At 69.0% G+C, this 19,059-nt stretch carries 22 protein-coding genes; 10 read left to right on the forward strand and 12 right to left on the reverse strand.

Going from position 1 to position 19,059, the window contains the following annotated elements; translation table 11 throughout:
• Nucleotides 1-91 precede the first annotated feature (91 nt).
• Both MKK63_RS03685 and MKK63_RS03690 read right to left on the reverse strand, forming a co-directional pair.
• On the reverse strand, nt 92-625 hold the full coding sequence (locus MKK63_RS03685; RefSeq protein ID WP_243998806.1) for a c-type cytochrome: 534 nt from the start codon (nt 623-625) through the stop codon (nt 92-94).
• A 59-nt stretch (nt 626-684) separates the two neighbouring features.
• A complete protein-coding gene (locus MKK63_RS03690; protein WP_243998808.1) occupies nt 685-1,974 on the reverse strand; it encodes a PQQ-dependent sugar dehydrogenase in 1,290 nt (429 codons plus the stop codon).
• Between the two features lie 395 nt (nt 1,975-2,369).
• Between MKK63_RS03690 and MKK63_RS03695 the strand changes: the two genes are divergently transcribed.
• A complete protein-coding gene (locus MKK63_RS03695; protein ID WP_243998810.1) occupies nt 2,370-3,023 on the forward strand; it encodes a protein-L-isoaspartate O-methyltransferase family protein in 654 nt (217 codons plus the stop codon).
• A gap of 13 nt (nt 3,024-3,036) precedes the next feature.
• Here the strand turns inward: MKK63_RS03695 and MKK63_RS03700 are convergent, their stop codons facing one another.
• From MKK63_RS03700 to MKK63_RS03710, 3 genes are read right to left on the reverse strand one after another with little or no spacing between them, the layout of a single operon-like run.
• Nucleotides 3,037-4,515 carry a flavin-containing monooxygenase gene (locus MKK63_RS03700; protein WP_243998812.1) on the reverse strand — a complete coding sequence of 493 codons (1,479 nt, stop codon included), beginning with the start codon at nt 4,513-4,515 and terminating at the stop codon, nt 3,037-3,039.
• On the reverse strand, nt 4,512-5,420 hold the full coding sequence (locus tag MKK63_RS03705; RefSeq protein WP_243998814.1) for an alpha/beta hydrolase: 909 nt from the start codon (nt 5,418-5,420) through the stop codon (nt 4,512-4,514). Before MKK63_RS03705 ends, MKK63_RS03700 begins: the two co-directional genes overlap by 4 nt.
• Nucleotide 5,421: 1 nt before the next feature.
• Complete coding sequence (locus MKK63_RS03710) at nt 5,422-6,273, reverse strand: SDR family NAD(P)-dependent oxidoreductase (RefSeq protein WP_243998816.1); 852 nt, start codon at nt 6,271-6,273, stop codon at nt 5,422-5,424.
• 101 nt (nt 6,274-6,374) lie between these two features.
• Between MKK63_RS03710 and MKK63_RS03715 the strand changes: the two genes are divergently transcribed.
• Nucleotides 6,375-7,019, forward strand: coding sequence for a TetR/AcrR family transcriptional regulator (locus MKK63_RS03715; RefSeq protein ID WP_243998817.1), 645 nt, complete (start codon nt 6,375-6,377; stop codon nt 7,017-7,019).
• A gap of 55 nt (nt 7,020-7,074) precedes the next feature.
• Complete coding sequence (locus MKK63_RS03720) at nt 7,075-8,322, forward strand: NupC/NupG family nucleoside CNT transporter (RefSeq protein ID WP_243998819.1); 1,248 nt, start codon at nt 7,075-7,077, stop codon at nt 8,320-8,322.
• Between the two features lie 140 nt (nt 8,323-8,462).
• On the opposite strand, the gene pqqA (MKK63_RS03725) is transcribed toward MKK63_RS03720, so the two are convergent.
• Both pqqA (MKK63_RS03725) and pqqA (MKK63_RS03730) read right to left on the reverse strand, forming a co-directional pair.
• Complete coding sequence (pqqA, locus tag MKK63_RS03725) at nt 8,463-8,552, reverse strand: pyrroloquinoline quinone precursor peptide PqqA (RefSeq protein ID WP_091712468.1); 90 nt, start codon at nt 8,550-8,552, stop codon at nt 8,463-8,465.
• Between the two features lie 81 nt (nt 8,553-8,633).
• Complete coding sequence (gene pqqA / locus MKK63_RS03730) at nt 8,634-8,723, reverse strand: pyrroloquinoline quinone precursor peptide PqqA (protein ID WP_007559223.1); 90 nt, start codon at nt 8,721-8,723, stop codon at nt 8,634-8,636.
• A gap of 429 nt (nt 8,724-9,152) precedes the next feature.
• Between pqqA (MKK63_RS03730) and mgtE the strand changes: the two genes are divergently transcribed.
• Complete coding sequence (mgtE, locus tag MKK63_RS03735) at nt 9,153-10,523, forward strand: magnesium transporter (protein ID WP_243998821.1); 1,371 nt, start codon at nt 9,153-9,155, stop codon at nt 10,521-10,523.
• An 8-nt stretch (nt 10,524-10,531) separates the two neighbouring features.
• Here the strand turns inward: mgtE and MKK63_RS03740 are convergent, their stop codons facing one another.
• The 5 genes from MKK63_RS03740 to rpsF all read right to left on the reverse strand — a co-directional run bounded on the left by MKK63_RS03740 (nt 10,532) and on the right by rpsF (nt 14,746).
• Complete coding sequence (locus tag MKK63_RS03740; protein WP_243998823.1) at nt 10,532-12,070, reverse strand: acyl-CoA synthetase; 1,539 nt, start codon at nt 12,068-12,070, stop codon at nt 10,532-10,534.
• A gap of 154 nt (nt 12,071-12,224) precedes the next feature.
• Complete coding sequence (gene rplI, locus MKK63_RS03745; protein WP_243918124.1) at nt 12,225-12,797, reverse strand: 50S ribosomal protein L9; 573 nt, start codon at nt 12,795-12,797, stop codon at nt 12,225-12,227.
• Nucleotides 12,798-12,838: 41 nt separating this feature from the next.
• Nucleotides 12,839-13,885, reverse strand: a complete 1,047-nt coding sequence (locus MKK63_RS03750; RefSeq protein WP_243998825.1) for a hypothetical protein — start codon at nt 13,883-13,885, stop codon at nt 12,839-12,841.
• A 129-nt stretch (nt 13,886-14,014) separates the two neighbouring features.
• A complete protein-coding gene (gene rpsR / locus MKK63_RS03755) occupies nt 14,015-14,278 on the reverse strand; it encodes a 30S ribosomal protein S18 (protein ID WP_058194722.1) in 264 nt (87 codons plus the stop codon).
• Between the two features lie 3 nt (nt 14,279-14,281).
• On the reverse strand, nt 14,282-14,746 hold the full coding sequence (rpsF, locus tag MKK63_RS03760) for a 30S ribosomal protein S6 (protein ID WP_210032655.1): 465 nt from the start codon (nt 14,744-14,746) through the stop codon (nt 14,282-14,284).
• Between the two features lie 46 nt (nt 14,747-14,792).
• Here rpsF and MKK63_RS03765 point away from each other — a divergent pair, with 46 nt between their 5' ends.
• The 6 genes from MKK63_RS03765 (at nt 14,793) to era (ending at nt 18,985) form a co-directional block, all read left to right on the forward strand.
• Complete coding sequence (locus MKK63_RS03765) at nt 14,793-15,131, forward strand: hypothetical protein (protein ID WP_243998826.1); 339 nt, start codon at nt 14,793-14,795, stop codon at nt 15,129-15,131.
• The gene (locus MKK63_RS03770) at nt 15,128-15,877 is read left to right on the forward strand and encodes a pyridoxine 5'-phosphate synthase (protein WP_243998828.1); all 750 of its coding nucleotides are present in this window, start codon (nt 15,128-15,130) and stop codon (nt 15,875-15,877) included. The genes MKK63_RS03765 and MKK63_RS03770 overlap by 4 nt, the downstream gene beginning before the upstream one ends.
• The gene (acpS, locus tag MKK63_RS03775) at nt 15,874-16,284 is read left to right on the forward strand and encodes a holo-ACP synthase (protein WP_243998830.1); all 411 of its coding nucleotides are present in this window, start codon (nt 15,874-15,876) and stop codon (nt 16,282-16,284) included. Before MKK63_RS03770 ends, acpS begins: the two co-directional genes overlap by 4 nt.
• Before the next feature lie 171 nt (nt 16,285-16,455).
• A complete protein-coding gene (gene lepB / locus MKK63_RS03780; RefSeq protein WP_243998872.1) occupies nt 16,456-17,241 on the forward strand; it encodes a signal peptidase I in 786 nt (261 codons plus the stop codon).
• Nucleotides 17,238-18,017: a ribonuclease III gene (gene rnc, locus MKK63_RS03785; RefSeq protein ID WP_279574494.1), complete on the forward strand. Its 780-nt coding sequence runs from the start codon at nt 17,238-17,240 to the stop codon at nt 18,015-18,017. Before lepB ends, rnc begins: the two co-directional genes overlap by 4 nt.
• Entirely contained in the window at nt 18,014-18,985 is a 972-nt protein-coding gene (gene era, locus MKK63_RS03790; RefSeq protein ID WP_243998832.1) for a GTPase Era, read from the forward strand. The genes rnc and era overlap by 4 nt, the downstream gene beginning before the upstream one ends.
• The last annotated feature ends 74 nt before the right edge of the window (nt 18,986-19,059 follow it).

Genomic DNA, 19,059 nt, shown 5'->3' on the forward strand with positions numbered 1-19,059 from the left:
CAGGGATCGCGGAGGCTTCCGGAGCCCTCCTTCGAGGCCCGCTGACGCGGGCCTGAGGTTGAGGGGTGAGCAGGTAGTTTCGAATGGGCGCTCAAAGGCGTGACACGTAGGCCGCCAGATCCTTGATGTCGGCCTCGCTCAACTCCTGCGCGACCTCGTTCATGGCCGGGTCGTAGCCCGGCCGAGCGTTCGACTTGTAGCCGGCGAGCGCCTTCAGGAGATACTCCTCTCGCTGGTCGCGGATCCGCGGGATCGCATCACGGCCGGCGAGGTCGGCGCCGTGGCAGGAGGTGCATTGGTGCTTGGCGACCAGCGCCTGCGCCCGCGCCGCCAGGGCCGGATCGGCGGGGTCCGCGGTCCGGGCCGGCGGCGGAAGCGTACCCACCGCGTCCGCATAGGCGCGCAGGTCGTCGTCGGAGAACCCGGCGGCGACGTCGTTCATCGGCGGTGCCTCGCGCTGCTTCTCGCGGAACTGGAACAGCTGCGTGACCACGTAATCCGGCATCTGGCCCCCGAGCGAGGGTACGCCCTCGGTCTCGGACGTACCTGCCCCGTGGCAGGCGATGCAGGGGGCAAGACGCTCCTGCACCGCCGCATCCGGGGCGGCGAGCGCCGCACCCGCCAACAGCGATCCGAGGGCCGGAATCAGCCCCCGAAACGCGCGTAAACCGACGCGATGCTGCATCACTGGCTGTGGCTGACCCGGTAGATCGCGCCGTTATAATCGTCCGACACGAGCAGCGAGCCGTCCTTGGCCACCAGCACATCGACCGGGCGGCCGACATACTTGTTGTCCTGCAGGAACCCGGTGAGGAACGGCTCGACCGCCGCGACCTTGCCGTCCGATCCGGGCTTGGCCACCACGACGGCGCCGCCGAGCTTGGTGGTGCGGTTCCACGAGCCGTGCTGCGCGATGAAGATCGCGTCGCGATAGGCCTCCGGGAACTGCGTGCCGGTGTAGAAGCGCATTCCCAGCGAGGCCGTATGCGGTCCGAGCAGGCCCGCCGGCGCGGTGAACTCGGCGCAGGAATGGCCCCAGCCGTATTCCGGATCCGTGAAGGTGCCCTGGTGGCAGTACGGGTAGCCGAAATGCTGCTTGCCCGGCTCGGTGAGCACGTTCAGCTCGTCGTTCGGGATATCCTCCGAAACCCAGTCACGGCCGTTATCGGTGAACCAGAGCTGCTTGGTCTTCGGATTCCAGTCGAAGCCGACCGTGTTGCGCACGCCGCGGGCGATGACCTCGGGGTTCTTGCCGTCGAGGTCCATCCGGCGGATCTGCGCGTGGGTGTCGGGCGGCATCACGATGTTGCCCGGTGCGCCGACCGGCACGTAGAGCTTGTTGTCCGGTCCGATGGCGATGAACTTCCAGCCGTGGGCCTCGTCCTTCGGCAGATCGTCAGTGACGAGAATCGGCTTCTCGGAGCCGTCGAGATGGTTCGCAATGTCGTCGTAACGCCAGATCTTCGAGAGCTCGGCGACGTAGAGGGCGCCGTCATGAAAGGCGACGCCGTTCGGCCGGTGCAGGCCCGACGCGATGGTCTTGATCGCGCGCTTTCCGTCCGGCCCCGCCTGCGGCAGCACCGCGTAGACCTTGCCCACGGTCCGCGTGCCGACGAACAGCGTCCCGTCCGGCGCCTGGGTCATCTCGCGGGCATTGGCGATGCCGCTGGCATAGACCTCGATCTTGAACCCGTCCGGCACCTTGAGCTTGTCGAGCGGCAGCTTGGCGACCGGCGTCGCGAGCGGGGGACCCGCCACCGGGGCGAGCTTCGAGGCCGCGCCACCTTCGGGGCGGCCATAGAGGGCATCGCCGCGCTCGACGGCCTTCACGGGTGCCGGCGGAGCCGCGGAGGCGGGCGTCTCCTGCGCGTGCGCGGCATAGGGGCTAACCGCACCCAGGCCCAGGCAGGTGAGGGCAGCGGCGAGGCTGCGGGTCAGGAGCGGCTTGCTCGAAATCGTGCAGGTCGGCGTCATGGTTTCTCCCGATGCGGCCGGTTCTTGCTCAGACCGCGTGTTCTGCACTCTTTATTCAACGAGAAGCTTCGGGACGCGAGCCGCTTGGCGGAAGCGGAGGCGACAGCGCCCCGCGGCCGTAACCCGAACTTGAATTAAGGCCGCTGCGCACGCGTGCAATGCGGCTGCCGGCCCTCTGCCGGAGAGGCACGCCATCCGCCCGGAACGGTCAGCGCAAGGGTGCCGACCGCTCTGACTGCCAGTCTGCGCTGGATGCTGCCGCCGCGCCTTGCGTTTTGGCGACCGATCTCCGAAAACGCCTCCCGTCCGGGAAGCTTAGGCTTGGCCGGGGTGGCCGGTCGTCCGCCGGAGCCCGGTCGACGCGGCGTTCCGATCCGGTGCGAGGACAGGGTTCGATGATCGATTACGCGCAGGCGCGGCGAATGATGGTCGACTGCCAGTTGCGGACCTTCGACGTGAACGACAACTCGGTGCTCGACGCATTCGACACCGTGCCGCGCGAGACCTTCGTGCCGAAGGGGCGCGAGCCCTTCGCGTATATCGACCAGACCCTGCATATCGGCGAGGCCCACGGCTCGGCCCGCTGCATGCCGGCACCGATGGTGGTGGCGCGGATGATTCAGGCTCTGAAGATCCGGCCGGGCGTCGCCGCCCTCGATGTCGCAACCGGCTACGGTTACGCGACGGCGGTGATGGCGCATCTCGGTGCGCAGGTGACGGCGCTCGAATCGGTTCCGGAACTCGCCGCCGAGGCACGCACCCGGCTGGGCACCACCGCCCAGGTGATCGAGGGGCCGATCGAATCGGGCGCGCCGAAGCAGGCGCCGTTCGACGCGATCCTGATCAATGGCCGCATCGAGGTCCGGCCGCAGGCGTTGCTGGACCAGCTCAAGGACGACGGCCGTCTCGTCTGCGTATTGGGCCCCCACCGCAACGCCAAGGTGACTCTGTTCGTCCGGGCCGGTGATGCCTTCGGGGCGCGTCCGCTGTTCGATGCGTCGCTGCCCGGTCTCGACGGTTTTCAGGAGGCGGCCGGGTTCGCGTTCTGAGCGCTTTGGGCGCTCAGCCGAGCCGGTAATCCGCCAACCGCGCACGTCGCGCGCTGCGACGGTAGGCCATCACCGAATCCGGCCAGAGGGTTGCGTTGCGCCCCTCTGCGTCGAGATACCAGCTCCGGCAGCCCCCGGCCTGCCAGATGCTGTCGGCAAGGCGGGTGCGGATCCGGTCGAGGAAGCGCGCTTGTGCCTCGGGCCGGACCTCGATGGCGCGGGTGCCCTGCCGCAGGGCCTTCAGGCAGTCGAGCACGTGCTGCACCTGAACCTCGATCATCGCGACGACCGAGTTGTGCCCGAGCCCCGTATTCGGCCCGAGCAGCATGAAGTAGTTCGGGAAGCCCACGACCGTGATGCCCTGGTAGGCGCCCATGCCGCCGGACCAGGCCTCCTTCAGCGTCAGGCCGCCGCGGCCGACGAGGTTCATCCGCGTGAAGGTCGCGGTCACGTCGAAGCCGGTGGCGTAGACGATCGCGTCGAGATCGTGCGCCCGGCCGTCCTGGGTGACCAGCCCGGTCGGCGTCACCCGCGCGACACCGCCGGTTTCCAGGGTGACGTTCGGACGCTGCAGCGCCGGGTAATAGTCGTCCGAGATCAGAACGCGCTTGCAGCCGAGCCGGTAGTTCGGCGTCAGCTTCGCCCGCAACGCCGTGTCGGGCACCGCCTTGGCGAGGTGTCGGCGCGCCAGGGCCTCGGCTTGGCCGGTGAGCTTCGAGACCTTGGTGAAGCCGAGGAGGGCGCGTACCTCGTGCAGCCAGAACAGCCGGGCGCGTTCGAGCCGCCGGACCAGCGGCAGGCGCCGGTAGCGCGCCTTGGCACGCTCCGCGATGGCGTGGTCGTTCTTGGGCATGATCCAGGGCGGCGTGCGCTGGAACAGGGTCAGGTGGCCTGCCACCTTCGCGAGTTCCGGCACCACCTGGATCGCGCTCGCGCCCGTGCCGATCACGCCGACGCGCTTGCCGGCGAGGTCCACCGCATGGTCCCAGGCGGCCGTGTGGAAGGCCGGACCCGCGAAGTCGTCGAGGCCGGGCAGGTCGGGATAGGCCGGGTGATGCAGGCCGCCCATTCCGGAGACGATTGACCGCGCGGTGATCGGCCCGCGGTCGGTCTCCACACGCCAGACGCCACCTGCCTCGTCCCAGGTCGCACCCCGGAAGGACGTGCCGAGCCGGATCAGCGGCATCAGCCCGTGGCGCTCGGCGGTCTCGCGCAGGTAGGCCAGGATCTCCGGTTGCGGCGCATACATCCGGCTCCAGTCCGCCTTTGGGGCGAACGAGAGGGAGTAGAGGTGGGACGGGACGTCACAGGCCGCACCCGGATAGGTGTTGTCGTGCCACGTGCCGCCGAGGCTGTCGGCCTTCTCGATCACCCGCAGCGGCGCGATCCCGGCCTGCTTGCAGCGGATCGCCATGGCGAGCCCGGAGAAGCCAGCGCCGACGATGAGGACCGCCAGCGGCTCCGGACCGGTCTCGTTCGGCACATCGGTCATCGTGCGGGGCTCCCAGCGGCGGCGTCGGTCTTGGGTGCGTGGGCCTGGAGGAAGGCAGCGGCCTCGTCGAGGGAGGCGCGCGCCTCCGGCAGCATGCTCACCGCGAACTGCCATGCGTGGGCCACGACGGGAAAAACCTTCACTTCGGCCTCGACCCCGGCCGCCCGGGCCCGCTCCGCCATGCGCACGGAATCGTCGCGCAGCACCTCCCGGCCGCCCACATGGAACAGCAACGGCGGAAATCCGGTCGGGTCGCCGAGCAGCGGCGAGATCCGCGGATCGGCCGGGTCAGCGTTTCCGAGATACATCGCCCGGATCTTCGTGAGCGCCTTCGGGTCGAACATCGCGTCGCGCCATGCATTCGTGACGCGCGAGCCCTCCTCGGACACGAAGTCGGTGGCTGGGGAGAATAGCGCTGCGGCCCAGGGCATCGGCAGGTTGCGCGCCCGCGCCTCGCCCATCAGCACAAGGGCGAGGTTGCCGCCAGCGGATTCGCCCGCCACGCACGCCGCGCCTTCGGCACTCAATGCCTGCCAGACCGCCACGACATCCTCCAGCGCGGCCGGGAATGGGTGCTCGGGGGCGAGTCGGTAATCCGGGACGAAGATCGTGAAGCCACGACTGGCCAGGGCGCCGGTGACGGGCCGGTGCGTGCGCGGAGAGCAGGCAATGAAGCCGCCGCCATGGATGTAGAGCATCCGCCGCCCGGGTCCCGCCTTCGGTCGGACCCACTCGCCTCGCACGCCGCCGAGGGTGGCGGGCTCGTAGGCCACGCCTTTCGGGTCGGGGAAGGTCGGCGCCTCGAAGATTCGTCGGAAGTCGGCCACATTCAGCGCCCGGGCCAGTTGGCCCCGGACGCGGCTGCGGATCATGTAGGCGCCGATATAGGCGCGCAGGCTCGCCATCTCAGAGTTTCCCGCCGGACAATCGGACCATCATCTTCCAGTAGCCCACCGGCATCAGCCGCTGGATCAGCGCCGCGTTGCGGGCATCCTTGCCGATCACGATGCGGGGCGCCCGGGCCTCGATGCCGCGGATGATCGCCGCAGCGGCGTCTGCGGGGGCGAGCGTCAGGAACTTGCCGAAGGCTTCCCGGGCCTTCTCGTCCTCAACCGCCGCGCGCTTGGCCGCGTCGGGATCGGTGGGTTGGCGCCGGCCGCGGGCGTTGCGGGAGATGGCAGTCGCGACTCCGCCCGGATGGACCACGGTCACGCCGAGGCCGGTGCCGGCATATTCGTGCCGCAACGCCTCCGAGAAGCCGCGGACCCCGAACTTGCTGGTACAGTAGGCGACCTGACCGGGCGGCGCGATCAGCCCGAACAGGCTCGACAGGTTGACGATCTGCGCCGCCGGGCGCGCCTTCAGCATCGGCAGGAAGGCGTGGCACATCCGCACGACCGCGCGCAGGTTGATGTCCATCAGCCACTCGAAATCTTCGAGGTGCGTTTCGTCGAACCGGCCGCCCAAGGCTACGCCGGCGTTGTTGATGAGGATATCGAGGTGTCCGAAGCGGTCCGCAGCCCAGTCCGGCAGCGCGCGGATCGCCTCCGCGTCTACGAGGTCGACGACTCGGGTCTCGACCGCAGTACCGTTCTCGCGGATCCGCCGGGCGATCGTTTCGAGCCCTTCGGGATCGCGGTCCACCAGCAGCAGGCTGCAGCCCTTCGCGGCAAGCCCGGAGGCCAGCGCAGCCCCGATACCGCTCGCGGCGCCGGTGATGAGCGCGACTCTTCCCGCGAGCTGAAACCTCTGAGCCAAGCTGTGCCTCCCGTCTCGCCGGTTGGTCCGGGCTTGGATCAGGGATAGCCCCGGCCCTGGGGATTGTCTAGGGTGAACACCCTAGACGGGATGAGAAGACGATGGCGCGCGGGGAAAGTCGCCGGGTACCGGACGAAGCGGACGCCCCCGCGGATACGCCGTGCACGCGCGAGCGGATCCTCGCGGTGAGTCTGGCGCTGTTCAACACCCGCGGCCTGGGCCGGGTCACCACGGCGGAGATCGCTGCGGCAGCGGGGATCCGCGAGGGGAACCTGCAGTATCATTTCCCACGCAAGAGCGGCTTGGTGGAGGCGGTGTTCGCCAGGTTCGAGGTGGAGGCGATGGCGGTCGCCGGCCGGATGCCGGCGGATCCGGGGGCGCCTGAGGCACTCCTGGCCTATCAGCGCGGGTGGTTCGACCTGATCTGGCGTTACCGCTGCGTCTATCGGGACGGCATCGCCATGGTGGAGATCGCCCCGGCGTTGCGCCCGCGCGTTCACGCCCTGCGGGCGCGGACCCAAAGCCTCGCTCGGGGCGTCTTCGAGGCGGCGGCGACGGCCGGACGGCTGCGGATCGCACCGGAGGCCCTTGGGCGACTGATCGACAATGCCTGGATCGTCTCCAGCCACTGGATGAGCCATCGCCTTCAGGGCGGCACCGACCTGACGGAGGCCGATCTCGACTGGGGCTTCGCGCAGGTGCGCGATCTCTTCGTCCCGTATCTCGTCGCCCTTCAACCGGATTGATACGGTCTGGCCCGAACCTTCCATGGGCGGTGATCGCTCATGATTGAAGGATGCGATGCTCGACCGCCTGATCCATGCCGGCCTCAGCCTGCTGCTGCTGCTGGCCGTCGCGGTGCTGTTCTCCACGAACCGGAGGGCGATCCGCCCGCGGGTGGTGCTCACCGGTCTGGCGCTGCAGGTCGGCCTCGGCGCCCTGATCCTGTTCCTGCCGGCGGGGCAGGCGGCCCTGAATGCGACAGCCGATATCGTCGTACGCATCCTCTCCTACGGCGACCGCGGCACCGCCTTCCTGTTCGGAGGCCTCGTCGAACCGAAGATGTTCGAGCTGTTCGGCGGTTCGGGCTTCATTTTGGCGCTGCGGGTGCTGCCGCAGATCCTCTACGTCTCCGCCCTGATCGGGGTGCTCTACCATCTTGGCGTGATGCAGGCCCTGGCCCGTGGGCTGGGCGCAGGACTCCGGCGGATCCTCGGCACGTCGCCGATCGAGTCCTTCGCGGCAGTGATCACCATCGCGATCGGCCAGAGCGAGATCGCAGTGGCCTTGCGCCCGTTCCTGGGCGTCCTGACCGGGGCCGAGCTGTTCGCCGTGATGTCGAGCGGTGCCGCGTCCACCGCCGGCTCGATCCTGGCCGGCTACGCGGCGCTCGGCGTCCCGATGACCTATCTGCTCGCGGCGTCCGTGATGGCGATCCCCGGCGGGCTCGTCTACGCCAAGATGCTCGTGCCCTCGACCGAGCCGACCCGGATCACCACCACCCGGGTGGAGTTCGCCGAGACAAGGGCGGCCAACATCATCGAGGCGGCCGCCGACGGGACGCAGAAGGGCCTGATGGTGGCCGTCTCGGTCGGCGCCATGCTGATCGCGTTCGTGGGGCTGATCGCCCTGGCCGATGGCCTGTTCGGCGCCCTCGGCGGCTGGGCGGGCTATCCCGGCGCCTCGTTCGAGGGCGTGCTCGGCTGGGCGCTGAGTCCCCTGGCGTGGCTCCTCGGCGTACCGTGGGAGAATGCGACGCTGGTCGGCGGCGCGATCGGTCAAAAACTCGCCTTCAACGAATTCCTGGCCTACGCCAACCTATCGCCGACCCTGAAGGCCGGGACGCTGGACGCCCGCTCGCAGGCGATCGTGTGCTTCGCCCTGTGCGGTTTCGCGAACTTCGCGTCTATCGCGATCCAGCTCGCGAGCTTTGCGAGCCTCGTGCCGGAGCGTCGCTCGGAGGTCGCCCGCTACGGGCTGCGGGCGATCCTGGCCGGCACGCTGTCGAACCTCACGAGCGCGGCGATCGCCGGGTTGTTCGTCGTCTGAGACGCCGGGTCCCGAGGCTCCGCCGTGGATCGTGTGAGACGATCCCAAGATTTCAACAGCCGGAGGCGAGAACTCGGAACTCGCGCAAAAGAAAAACGCCGCTTCGTGAGAAGCGGCGCCCAAACTGTTCGGTCGATATCTTAGTTGAAGGTGTCGATCTCAGCGGACTCGTAGCTGGTAACTTCCATGCCAACGCAGATCTCGGAAACGATCGGAGCAGTCCAGGCCATGTGTTCCTCCTAAGGGATTTCGTGTGGGTGACTGAAGCGTCCAGCGCAGCGGGAGCGTATTCCACTCCCCGCGGGATCGGCTCAGTTGAAGGTGTCGATCTCGGCCGACTCGTAGCTGGTGACTTCCATGCCGACGCAGATCTCGGACACGATCGGGGCAGACCAAGCCATGGCGTTTCTCCTCGTTGTTGGTGAAACCCATATAGGCAATATCTTGGACGCAATACAAGTGAGCACAACACTTATATTTCTCATAGGGATTGGCGGCCGCCCCTGATGCCGCCGCGCGACACCAGCTGGCGTCCTGCGTGCGGAAGACTGAAAGCCCGCATCCCTGGAACGGTTACGGGTTGACGGAATTTGTGCGCGGGCGCACGACGCAGCCGCGCGACATCGCTCCGGCGGCGCCGCGCTCCCCCTTCAGCAGCGACCAGCGAAGCGACGTGCCCGACCGATCGTGCCTGCCGTGGCCGGCCCCGTTCCGTCATCCCGCCTGAGCCGCTGAGAGGCCTGGCCGCGGGGCGACCGGCGCACCGCCCGGTCACGGCTCTGACCCAGGATGACCGGCGCCGCGTCGCCTCGTAACCACGAGGCGAGGCCATGAACGAGATCGCCCCTTTCGACACGCGCATCGATCCGTCCGTGCTGGCCGCGCGACTCTCGGACGAGCGGGCTCCCGACATCGTCGAAAAGCTCAACGACGAAGCCCCCGAAGTCGCCGCCGCGATCCTGCTCGGCCTGCCGATCGAGCGGGCCGTCGAGGTACTCGACCAGCCGGAACTCGACTGCGTCGCCGACATCATCGAGATGCTGCCCCGCGACCGCGTCGCCGCCTACCTGTCGGGCATGTCGGCCGACCGGGTCACCGACGTCTTCCGCGAGATTGAGGAGCCGGGCCGTTCGGACCTGCGCGCCCGTCTCGACGCCGAGACCCGCGGCGCCGTCGACCGCCTCTCAGCCTACGGCGAGGAGACGGTCGGCTCGTTGATGACCACCGAGTTCGTCACCGTACCGGGGACCTGGACGGTGGGCCAGACCCTGGAGCATATCCGCCACGTCGAGAAGACCCGCGAGACCATCTACGCGATCTTCGTGCTCGATCCGCGCACCCGCGCGCTGACCAAGGCGGTGCCCCTGCGCCGGCTGATCTCGGGGGATCCGAACGACAACGTGCTGAGCGTCGCGCCGGGCCGGCGCCCGCTCGCCGTCTCGCCGACCGCGAGCCGCGAGGAAGCGGCCCGGCTGATCTCGAAGTACGACCTGCTGGCCCTGCCGGTGGTCGACGCGGTCGGCCACGTGATCGGCATCGTCACCGTCGACGACATGATCGACGCGATGATCGAGAAGCAGACGCAGGACGTGCAGCGCTTCGGCGGCATGGAGGCGCTGCCCGAGCCCTACATGGATATCGGTTTCTTCACGATGATCCGGAAGCGCGCCGGCTGGCTCTGCGCGCTGTTCCTGTCGGAGATGCTGACCGCCTCGGCCATGCAGGGCTTCGAGGGGGAGTTGGAGAAGGCGATCGTCCTGACGCTGTTCATCCCGCTGATCATGAGCTCGGGCGGCAATTCGGGCTCGCAGGCGACCTCGCTGCTGATCCGGGCGCTGGCCCTCCATCAGATCCGCCTGCGCGACTGGTGGCGGGTGGCGTTGCGCGAGCTACCCACGGGCATGCTGCTCGGCGCGATCCTCGGGGTGATCGCGGTGATCCGGATCGTGGCGTGGCAGAAGCTCGGCCTCTACGATTACGGCGAGCACTGGCCGCTGGTCGCCGCCACGGTGGGGTTGGCGCTCGTCGGGATCGTGACCTTCGGCTCGCTGTCGGGTTCGATGCTGCCGTTCCTGCTCCAACGGCTCGGTTTCGACCCGGCCACCGCCTCGGCGCCGTTCGTGGCGACGCTGGTCGATGTCACCGGGCTCGTTATCTACTTCTCGGTGGCGCTGCTGATCCTGCGCGGGACGCTGCTGTAGGGCGCACCTTACTCGACCGCTTCGGCCAGCCGCTTCCGCTGCACCTTACCGTTGGCCGTCCGTGGCAGGGACTGCAGGAAGCGGATCTCCCGCGGGCGCTTGTAGGCGGCGAGCCGTTCTGCGCACCACGCGAGCAGCGCCTCCGCGTCGGGCTCTGCATCCGGCTGCAGCACCACGAATCCGCAGATGACTGAGACATCCGCGCGCACGGGCAACTCCGCAACGCCGACTTCTGCCACCGATGGGTGGGCGGCCAGCACCACCTCCACCTCGTTGGGCGAGACCCGGTAGCCCATCGCCTTCATCAGGTCGTTGTTGCGGCCCTCGAACCAGAGGTAGCCGTCGGCATCGAGCCGGGCGAGGTCGCCGCCGACGAACCAGTCGCCGCGCATCACCTCGGCTTCTTCTTCGGGCCGGTTCCAGTAGCCCAGCATCAGGGCCGGCTCGGAGCGGTGGACGGCCAGCAGTCCGGTCTCGCCCGCCGGCAGCGGGACCGGCTCGCCCTCCGTCGGCAGGATCGCCACGCGCCGCCCGGGTTGCGGCTTGCCGGCCGAGCCGGGGCGCACCGGGATCGTGGGGCCACTGGAGATATAGGTCGAGATCTCGCTCATCCCGAGCGCCTCATAGAGGGGCGTGCCGGTGGCTTCGCGCCACGCCGCGAGCAGTTCCACCGGGAGCGGTTCGCCCGCCGTGCAGCCATGGCGCAGGCGCGACAGGTCGTGGGCCTCCAGAGCGCCGTATTTCAGGATCTGGCGGTAGAGGGTCGGCACGGCGGCGAAGACCGTGGCGCCGTAGTCCGCGATCAGCCGCGGCCAGACCGCGGGATCGCGCGGGCCGTTGTACAGCACCGCCGTGGCGCCCACCGACCACGGATCGCTGAGGCCCACGCCCAGCGTGTAGGTCCAGTTCATGGTACCGGCGTGCAGCATCACGTCGGATTCGGTGAGGCCGAGCCAGTGGGCGAGCATCGGCCGGCGGCCATAGGCGGCGCGGTGCGCGTGCAGCACGCCCTTCGGCCGGCTCGTCGTGCCAGAGGTGTAGATCAGCATCGCCGGATCGTCCGCGGCGGTGTCGGCGTAGTCGGGAAGCGGCGGCCCGGCCTTCAAGGCGGCGATCGCCGCGGTATCGAGGAGCAGCCTGTCGCCCAGGACCTCCGGCGCGACGATGCCGCCGCTTCCGACGACCACAGCGGCGGCGCCCGAATTCTCCATCAGGAACGCCGCCTCGCCCTCCGTGAGCTGCGGCGAGGAGGGCAGCGACACCAGCCCGGCCGCGAGCGCGCCGAAATGCACGAGGACGTAATCGGCCTCGTTGCCCATCCGGATCATCACCCGGTCGCCCGGTGCGAGCCCGAGCCCGAGCAGGCCCGCCGCGATGCCGCGCACCGCGCGCTCGACCGCATCGAATGAGAGCCGTTCGACCGTGCCGTCGCCCACCATCACAAGGGCGGTCTTGTCGGGGTGCAGCCGCGCGTTCTCGGCGAGGCAGTACCGGGCCGCGTTGAACCGCGCGGGCGGATGGCGATCGTCAGGCAGTGTGTCGGGCACCGGGCGCTTCCCCAGAAGTAGGCTTTTGACCCGTGTCCTGCCTGCGCGTGCCGTCGTCAACAGAAGGGGGACGGCAGCGCCGTGCGGCGCCAGCCCGTCCCCCTGAAGATGCTCGATCCGGGCGGGCCCGGATCGAGCGGCATTGCGAAGCGGATCAGCCGCGGTCGTCGGCGCCCTCGCCGGCATCGGCCAGCGCCGCGCCGACTTCGAGGCCGAGATCGTCGAGGTTGAATGCCTCGCGCTCGGTCACGGACTCGCCGCGGGCCTGACGCTCGGCCTCCTCGGGGCTGCGGGCGACGTTGACGGTGACCTCAACCTCGACCTCGGGGTGCAGCACCACCGGGACCTTGTGCAGGCCGAGCGTCTTGATCGGCTGGTTCAGGGTGAACTGGCCGCGATCCACCGTGAAGCCGTCCTTCGCGACGACATCGGCGAGGTCGCGGGTCGAGACCGAGCCGTAGAGCACGCCGGTCTCACCCGACTGGCGGATCAGGACGAAGCTCTGGCCGTTCAGCTTCTCGGCCACAGCCTCGGCGTCCTTCTTGCGGTCGAGGTTGCGGGCCTCGAGCTGGGCGCGCTGGGCCTCGAAGTGCTTCTTGTTGTTTTCCGTCGCACGCAGGGCCTTGCCGCGGGCGAGCAGGAAGTTGCGGGCGAAGCCCGGGCGGACATTCACGGTCTCGCCCATCTGGCCCAGCTTGGCCACGCGCTCGAGCAGGATCACTTCCATGGTCTTTCTCCTTCAGATGGTCGGCCACGCGGGCCGGGGTTTCACGGCGCCGGGTTGTTCCTCGGGCGATCCTGGGAACGCCGGCGGTCGAGGGCTGTGTCGGCGAGGCCGAACAGGGTGAGGGCGACGAGGGCGATGCCCTGCGTCACGAACAGGATCAGGTACAGCCCGAACAGCATCAGGGTGCGCCCGGGCCGGCCGCGGGAGCGGTCGTGGAAGGCGGCGAGGCCCTGCAGCGCGAAGGCCGCGCTGAACCCCCCCACCAGGGCGACGCCGAGCACGCCGACATAGCCGGGGCCGAGGCACATCAGCAGTGCAGCGCCGAGGGCGGCGAGCGTGATCCGCGGCATGGTGGTCGACGGAAGATCCGGCCAGGGCCGCGGCAGACGGCCGGAAATCTTCACGATCCGGGCCGAGGCCCAGAGATAGAAGGCGAGCAGCAGCGCCAGCCCGTTGGCCGCGAAGGCCGGCACCACGCGCGCCAGGGCGTCGGCCATCTCGGTCCGCGTGACGTCGGCGTCATCGGTTTCGGCCGGGGTCTGCGTATCGGTGTCGGCGCCCGCATCCTGGCCGGACCGGTCGGTCTCGGCCGGTGGCGCCTCGGCCCGGCGGCCCTGCTCGGCCGTGCGGGTGGCGGGCATGCGGGCCTGCACCAGCGTCTGGGCGAGGCTGCGCAACTGCCGATCGAAGGCGGCGTGGTTCGGCGAGGACAGGACCGCGATGGCGATGAAAGCCAGAGCCGCCGTGGCGGCGATCCATCCGAGCAGGCGGCCGGTGGGATACCATTCGAGGCCGCGGGCCGTTTCGCGCCCGAGGAGCGTCAGGTAGGCGAGCCACCAAGCGGGAAGGGCGATGTAGGCGCCGAAGGCCAGACCCATGAAGGGCGCGATCACCAGGGCGAGGGCAAGGCTGCCCGCCGCCGCCGCCGTCAAGGCGACCTTGTGGCTCCAGCCGAGGCCGACGATCAGGATCGGCAGCGGCGCCACGAGATAGAGCAGGATCGCGAGCGGCGTCGCCTTCAGAAGCACCCCGAACAGGAGTGCCGAGACGAGCCCAGCGCCGATACCGATGCCGATTTGCTGTACCATGGATTCCGCTGTCCCACTGCCGCTGCGGCAGGGTTAGAGGCGACTCCGCGCCCCAACGATCGGGCGACCAGGGCCGCCCTCTGCGAGGACCGGCCCGGGCAGATGCCGGGCCGGTGGGTGATCCGTGATTTACTTGATCACGTAGGGCAGCAGGCCGAGGAAGCGTGCGCGCTTGATCGCCTGAGCGAGCTCACGCTGCTTCTTGGCCGAGACCGCGGTGATCCGCGACGGCACGATCTTGCCGCGCTCGGACACATAGCGGGACAGGAGCTTCACGTCCTTGTAGTCGATCTTCGGCGCGTTCGCGCCGGAGAACGGGCAGGTCTTGCGACGACGGAAGAAGGGGCGGCGTCCACCGCCCGCACCAGCACCAGCACCAGCACCGAATGCCATGGGTTAGCCCTCCCCGCCGAAGCTGCGCTCGCCGCGATCACCCCGATCGCCGCGGTCACCCCGGTCGCCGCCGAAGCCGCCACCACCGCCGAAGCCCTCATCGTCACGACGACGGCCGCGCTCGCGATCCTTGCGGTCGTCGCGGTCGCGCTTTTGCATCATGGCGGACGGCTCCTGGTCGAGCTCCTCGACCCGGACGGTCATGAAGCGCAGGACGTCCTCGGAGATCTGCATCTGGCGCTCCATCTCGGCAATCGCGGCCGGCGGGGCGTCGATGTTCAGCAGCGCGAAATGCGCCTTGCGGTTCTTCTTGATCCGATAGGCGAGGGATTTCACGCCCCACATCTCGATCTTCTCGAGACGGCCACCGTTCTGCTCGATCACACCCTTGTAGGTGTCGATCATCGTCTCGACCTGCTGGGACGTCACGTCCTGGCGGGCCAAGAGCACATGCTCGTAGAGAGGCATTGTCGGGCCTTTCGTCGTCAAAAGGAGCCCGGCCGCCCGGAGGCGGGTGGTTCGGGCCGGTTCAGATCGCGAATCGCCCGGCGCCAAGCCCTTCGAGCCGATTTTCAGGCCCGAGCGGTTGATCGAAGGCGGAGACACCGGACGACGGGATCTTGACGAGCCCTATGCCGCAAGCGGCACCGTCCGTTCAGCCCCCGGCCGGAGCGAACGCGAGGGGCGGCGCATAGTCGGTTTTTGCTGGGATGGCAAGCCGGAGTGGTTCGCGAATAGAGCCGGCGCGCGGCGCAACATCCGTTACGCCGGCTTGCCGGAACGTCAGCACGCCAGCATATCGCGGCCAGAAGCCCGGCGCATCACGCCGATCTTGGGACGAACCAGCGGATGACCTCCGAAAAGCTGCGCCTCGGCGTCAACATCGATCACGTCGCCACCGTCCGCAACGCCCGCGGCGGCGACTATCCTGACCCGATGCGGGCTGCGTTGCTCGCGGTCGAGGCCGGGGCGGACGGCATCACCGCGCACCTGCGCGAGGACCGGCGCCATATCCGCGACAGCGACATCGTGGCGCTCAAGCGTGGCCTGTCCGTTCCGCTCAACTTCGAGATGGCGGCGACCGACGAGATGGTGGCGATCGCGCTGAGCACCCGACCGCACGCCGCCTGCCTCGTTCCGGAGAAGCGCGAGGAACGCACCACCGAGGGGGGCCTCGACATCATCCGCGGTCGCGACCACCTCGCCCCACGCATCAGGGCGCTGTCGGAAGCCGGTATCCGGGTGTCGCTGTTCGTGGAACCGGAACCGGCGGTGATGGAGGCCGCCCGGGCCCTCGGCGCACCGGTGGTCGAGCTGCATACCGGCAGCTACTGTGAGGCCGCCCTGGACGACGATGCGGCGCGGACCGCGCACGAGCTGGCCCGGATCCGGCGCGCCGCCGAGCACGGCGCCGGCCTGGGGCTTGAGATCCATGCCGGCCACGGCCTCACCCTCGGCAGCGTCGGTCCCGTCGCGGCTCTCCCACAGATCCGGGAGCTCAACATCGGCCATTCCCTGATTGCCGACGCGATCTTCGCAGGGCTCGCCCAGGCCGTGCGGGACATGCGGGCCGCCATGGATCGGGCCCGGTCCTCATGATCATCGGAATTGGATCGGACCTCTGCGACATTCGCCGGATCGCCCGGACCTTGGAGCGCCACGGCGCGCGGTTCACCCATCGCGTCTTCACAGACGGGGAACGGGCACGCTGCGACGCGCGCGCCGCCCGCGCCGAGGGATATGCCCGGCGCTTTGCTGCTAAGGAGGCCTGCGCCAAGGCGCTCGGCACAGGCCTCAGCGGCGGTGTGTTCTGGCGCGACATGGAGGTGGTGAACCTCCCCTCTGGCCAGCCGACCCTGCACCTCACCGGAGGGGCCGCAGAGCGACTCACGGAGTTGCTGCCGCCGGGCCATGCGGCCCACCTTCACGTCAGCCTGACCGACGATCCACCCCTGGCACAAGCCTTCGTGATCATCGAGGCGCTGCCGGCCGCGAATGCCGCCTGACGAGCGCGCGGATTAGCCGGCCCCCTTCGTGCGTTGCGGGGGGATCGCGCTTGGTCTAGACCCGCCGCTCACGGCGGACACGATTGCGGCGTATTCCTCGGGACAACCGCTGACCGCGCCGCCTCCGCAGGCGGCAGACGACGCAATTTCAACCGAAGACGGAACGTGCGCGTGGATTACGACGGCAAGCCGCTCAGGAAGCCCGCCGAAACCGGCACCTGGGCCAGCATCCGCGAGACCCTGAAGGTCGGCATCCAGGCGCTGCTCATCGCCCTCGTGGTGCGGACGCTGCTGTTTCAGCCGTTCAACATCCCGTCCGGCTCGCTGGTGCCGACCCTGCTGATCGGCGATTATCTGTTCGTTTCAAAATACTCTTACGGCTACTCCAAGTATTCGCTGCCGCTTTCGGAATACATTCCGGTCCAGGCCGATGGCCGGATCTGGGCCGCCGAGCCGAAGCGTGGCGACATTGCGGTGTTCAAGCTGCCGAAGGACAATTCCACCGATTACATCAAGCGCGTGATCGGCCTGCCGGGCGACAAGATTCAGATGATCGACGGCGTGCTCAACATCAACGGCAAGGCGGTCAAGCGCGAGCGGATCTCCGACTACGAGACGACCGATCCCTACGGACAGGCGACCAAGGTGCCGCAATACCTGGAAACCCTGCCCAACGGCGTGGTCCATAATGTGATCGAGCGCGACGGCGACAACGGCTTCTGGGACAAGACCGAACTCTATACGGTCCCGGCCGGCCACTTCTTCATGATGGGCGACAACCGCGACAACTCCACCGATTCGCGCGATCTCGCCAATGTCGGCTACGTGCCCTTCGCCAATTTCGTGGGCCGGGCCGAGATGATCTTCTTCTCGATCGACGAGGGCACGCCGGCGTGGCAGGTCTGGAACTGGCCGGCCCATGTCCGCTGGTCGCGCCTGTTCTCGACGATCCATTGATCGGTGCGGACTTGGACGAGGCGGCCCAGCCCCGGATCTCGGCGCGGACCCGGCGCGCCCACAAGCCGCGACCGCCGCTAAGCGAGCTTGAGGCGCGGATCGGTCACAGTTTCGCCGATCAGAGCCTGCTCACCCGCGCGCTGACCCATACCAGCAAGGCCGCCGGACGCGGCGGCAGCTACCAGCGCCTCGAGTTCCTCGGCGACCGCGTGCTCGGCCTTGCGGTCGCGGACCGGCTCTACGCCGCGTTTCCGGATGCCGACGAGGGTGACCTGTCGCGACGCCTCGCGGCGCTCGTGCGGCGGGAGACCTGCGCGGTCGTGGCCGCCGCCTGGGATGTCGGGCCGTACCTGATCCTCGGACAGGGCGAGGTCATGGGTGGGGGACGGCGCAACCAGACCATCCTGGCCGACGTGTGCGAGGCGATCCTCGGCGCCATCTATCTCGATGCTGGGTTCGATGCCGCCCGGGCGGTGGTCGAGGTGCATTTCCATCCGAGCGAGCCGGATGCGGCGGCACGGGGTCGCGACGCCAAATCCGCCCTGCAGGAATGGGCCATGGGCCGGAGCCTGCCGATCCCCACCTACGCGGTGGTTGAGCGTACCGGCCCGGACCACGCGCCGCGATTCCGCATCGCGGTTGAGGTCGAGGGCCTTGCGCCGGGGCTCGGCGAGGGCACATCCAAGCGGATCGCCGAGCAGGCGGCCGCGCAGGCGCTGTTGGAACGGGAGGGGATCGGAGCCCTGCCGGCGGCGGGGCCGACGGAGACAGCATGACCGAGCACGATCAGGACGACGCTTCGAACCAGGGGCCCGCCAACGCCGTCTCGGCGCTCCCGGGCACGCCGGCCGACGCCCGGGCGGGCTTCGTCGCGCTGATCGGCGTGCCGAATGCCGGCAAGTCGACGCTGCTGAACAACCTCGTCGGCACGAAGGTCTCCATCGTCTCGCGCAAGGTGCAGACCACGCGGGCGCTGGTGCGCGGCATCTTCATCGAAGGCTCCGCGCAGGTCGTTCTGGTCGACACGCCCGGCATCTTCGCGCCGAAGCGTCGGCTCGACCGGGCGATGGTCCATTCGGCCTGGAGCGGCGCCGCGGACGCGGACGCCGTCTGCCTGCTGGTGGATGCCCGCAAGGGTGTCGACGAGGAGGTCGAGGCCGTGCTCGGCCGCCTCGACGGCGTGAAGCGCGACAAGCTGCTGATCCTCAACAAGATCGACCTGATCGCGCGGGAGCGGCTGCTCGATCTCGCGGCCAAGCTCAACGCCGCCGCACCCTTCGCCGCGACTTTCATGATCTCGGCGCTGAACGGCAGCGGCGTGCAGGATCTCCGGCGGGCGCTCGCCGCCCGGATGCCGGCGGGGCCGTGGCTCTACCCGGAGGATCAGGTCTCGGACGCGCCGCTCCGCATGCTGGCCGCCGAGATCACCCGGGAAAAGATCTACGATCGGCTGCACGAGGAACTGCCCTATCGCTCTACCGTCGAGACCGACCAGTGGCAGGTCCGGCCCGACGGGTCGGTGCGGATCGAGCAGACGATCTTCGTGGAGCGCGAGAGCCAGCGCTCGATCGTGCTCGGCAAGGGCGGTCAGACCATCAAGGCGATCGGGCAAGCGGCCCGGATCGGGATCTCCGAGGCGGCCGACGCGAAGGTCCACCTGTTCCTGCACGTGAAGGTGAGGGAGAACTGGGCCGACGACCCGGCCCGCTACCGCGAAATGGGTCTCGAATTCCCCCGGGGATGATCCCCGATCCGGGCCGCGTCGATCGGGGAGACTGGGCTTCCGGCTCCAATCCGGTATAAACCGGGACGTTCCCC

Origin of the sequence: Methylobacterium sp. J-088 (genome assembly GCF_022829295.1) — a bacterium.
Classification (GTDB): Bacteria; Pseudomonadota; Alphaproteobacteria; order Rhizobiales; family Beijerinckiaceae; genus Methylobacterium.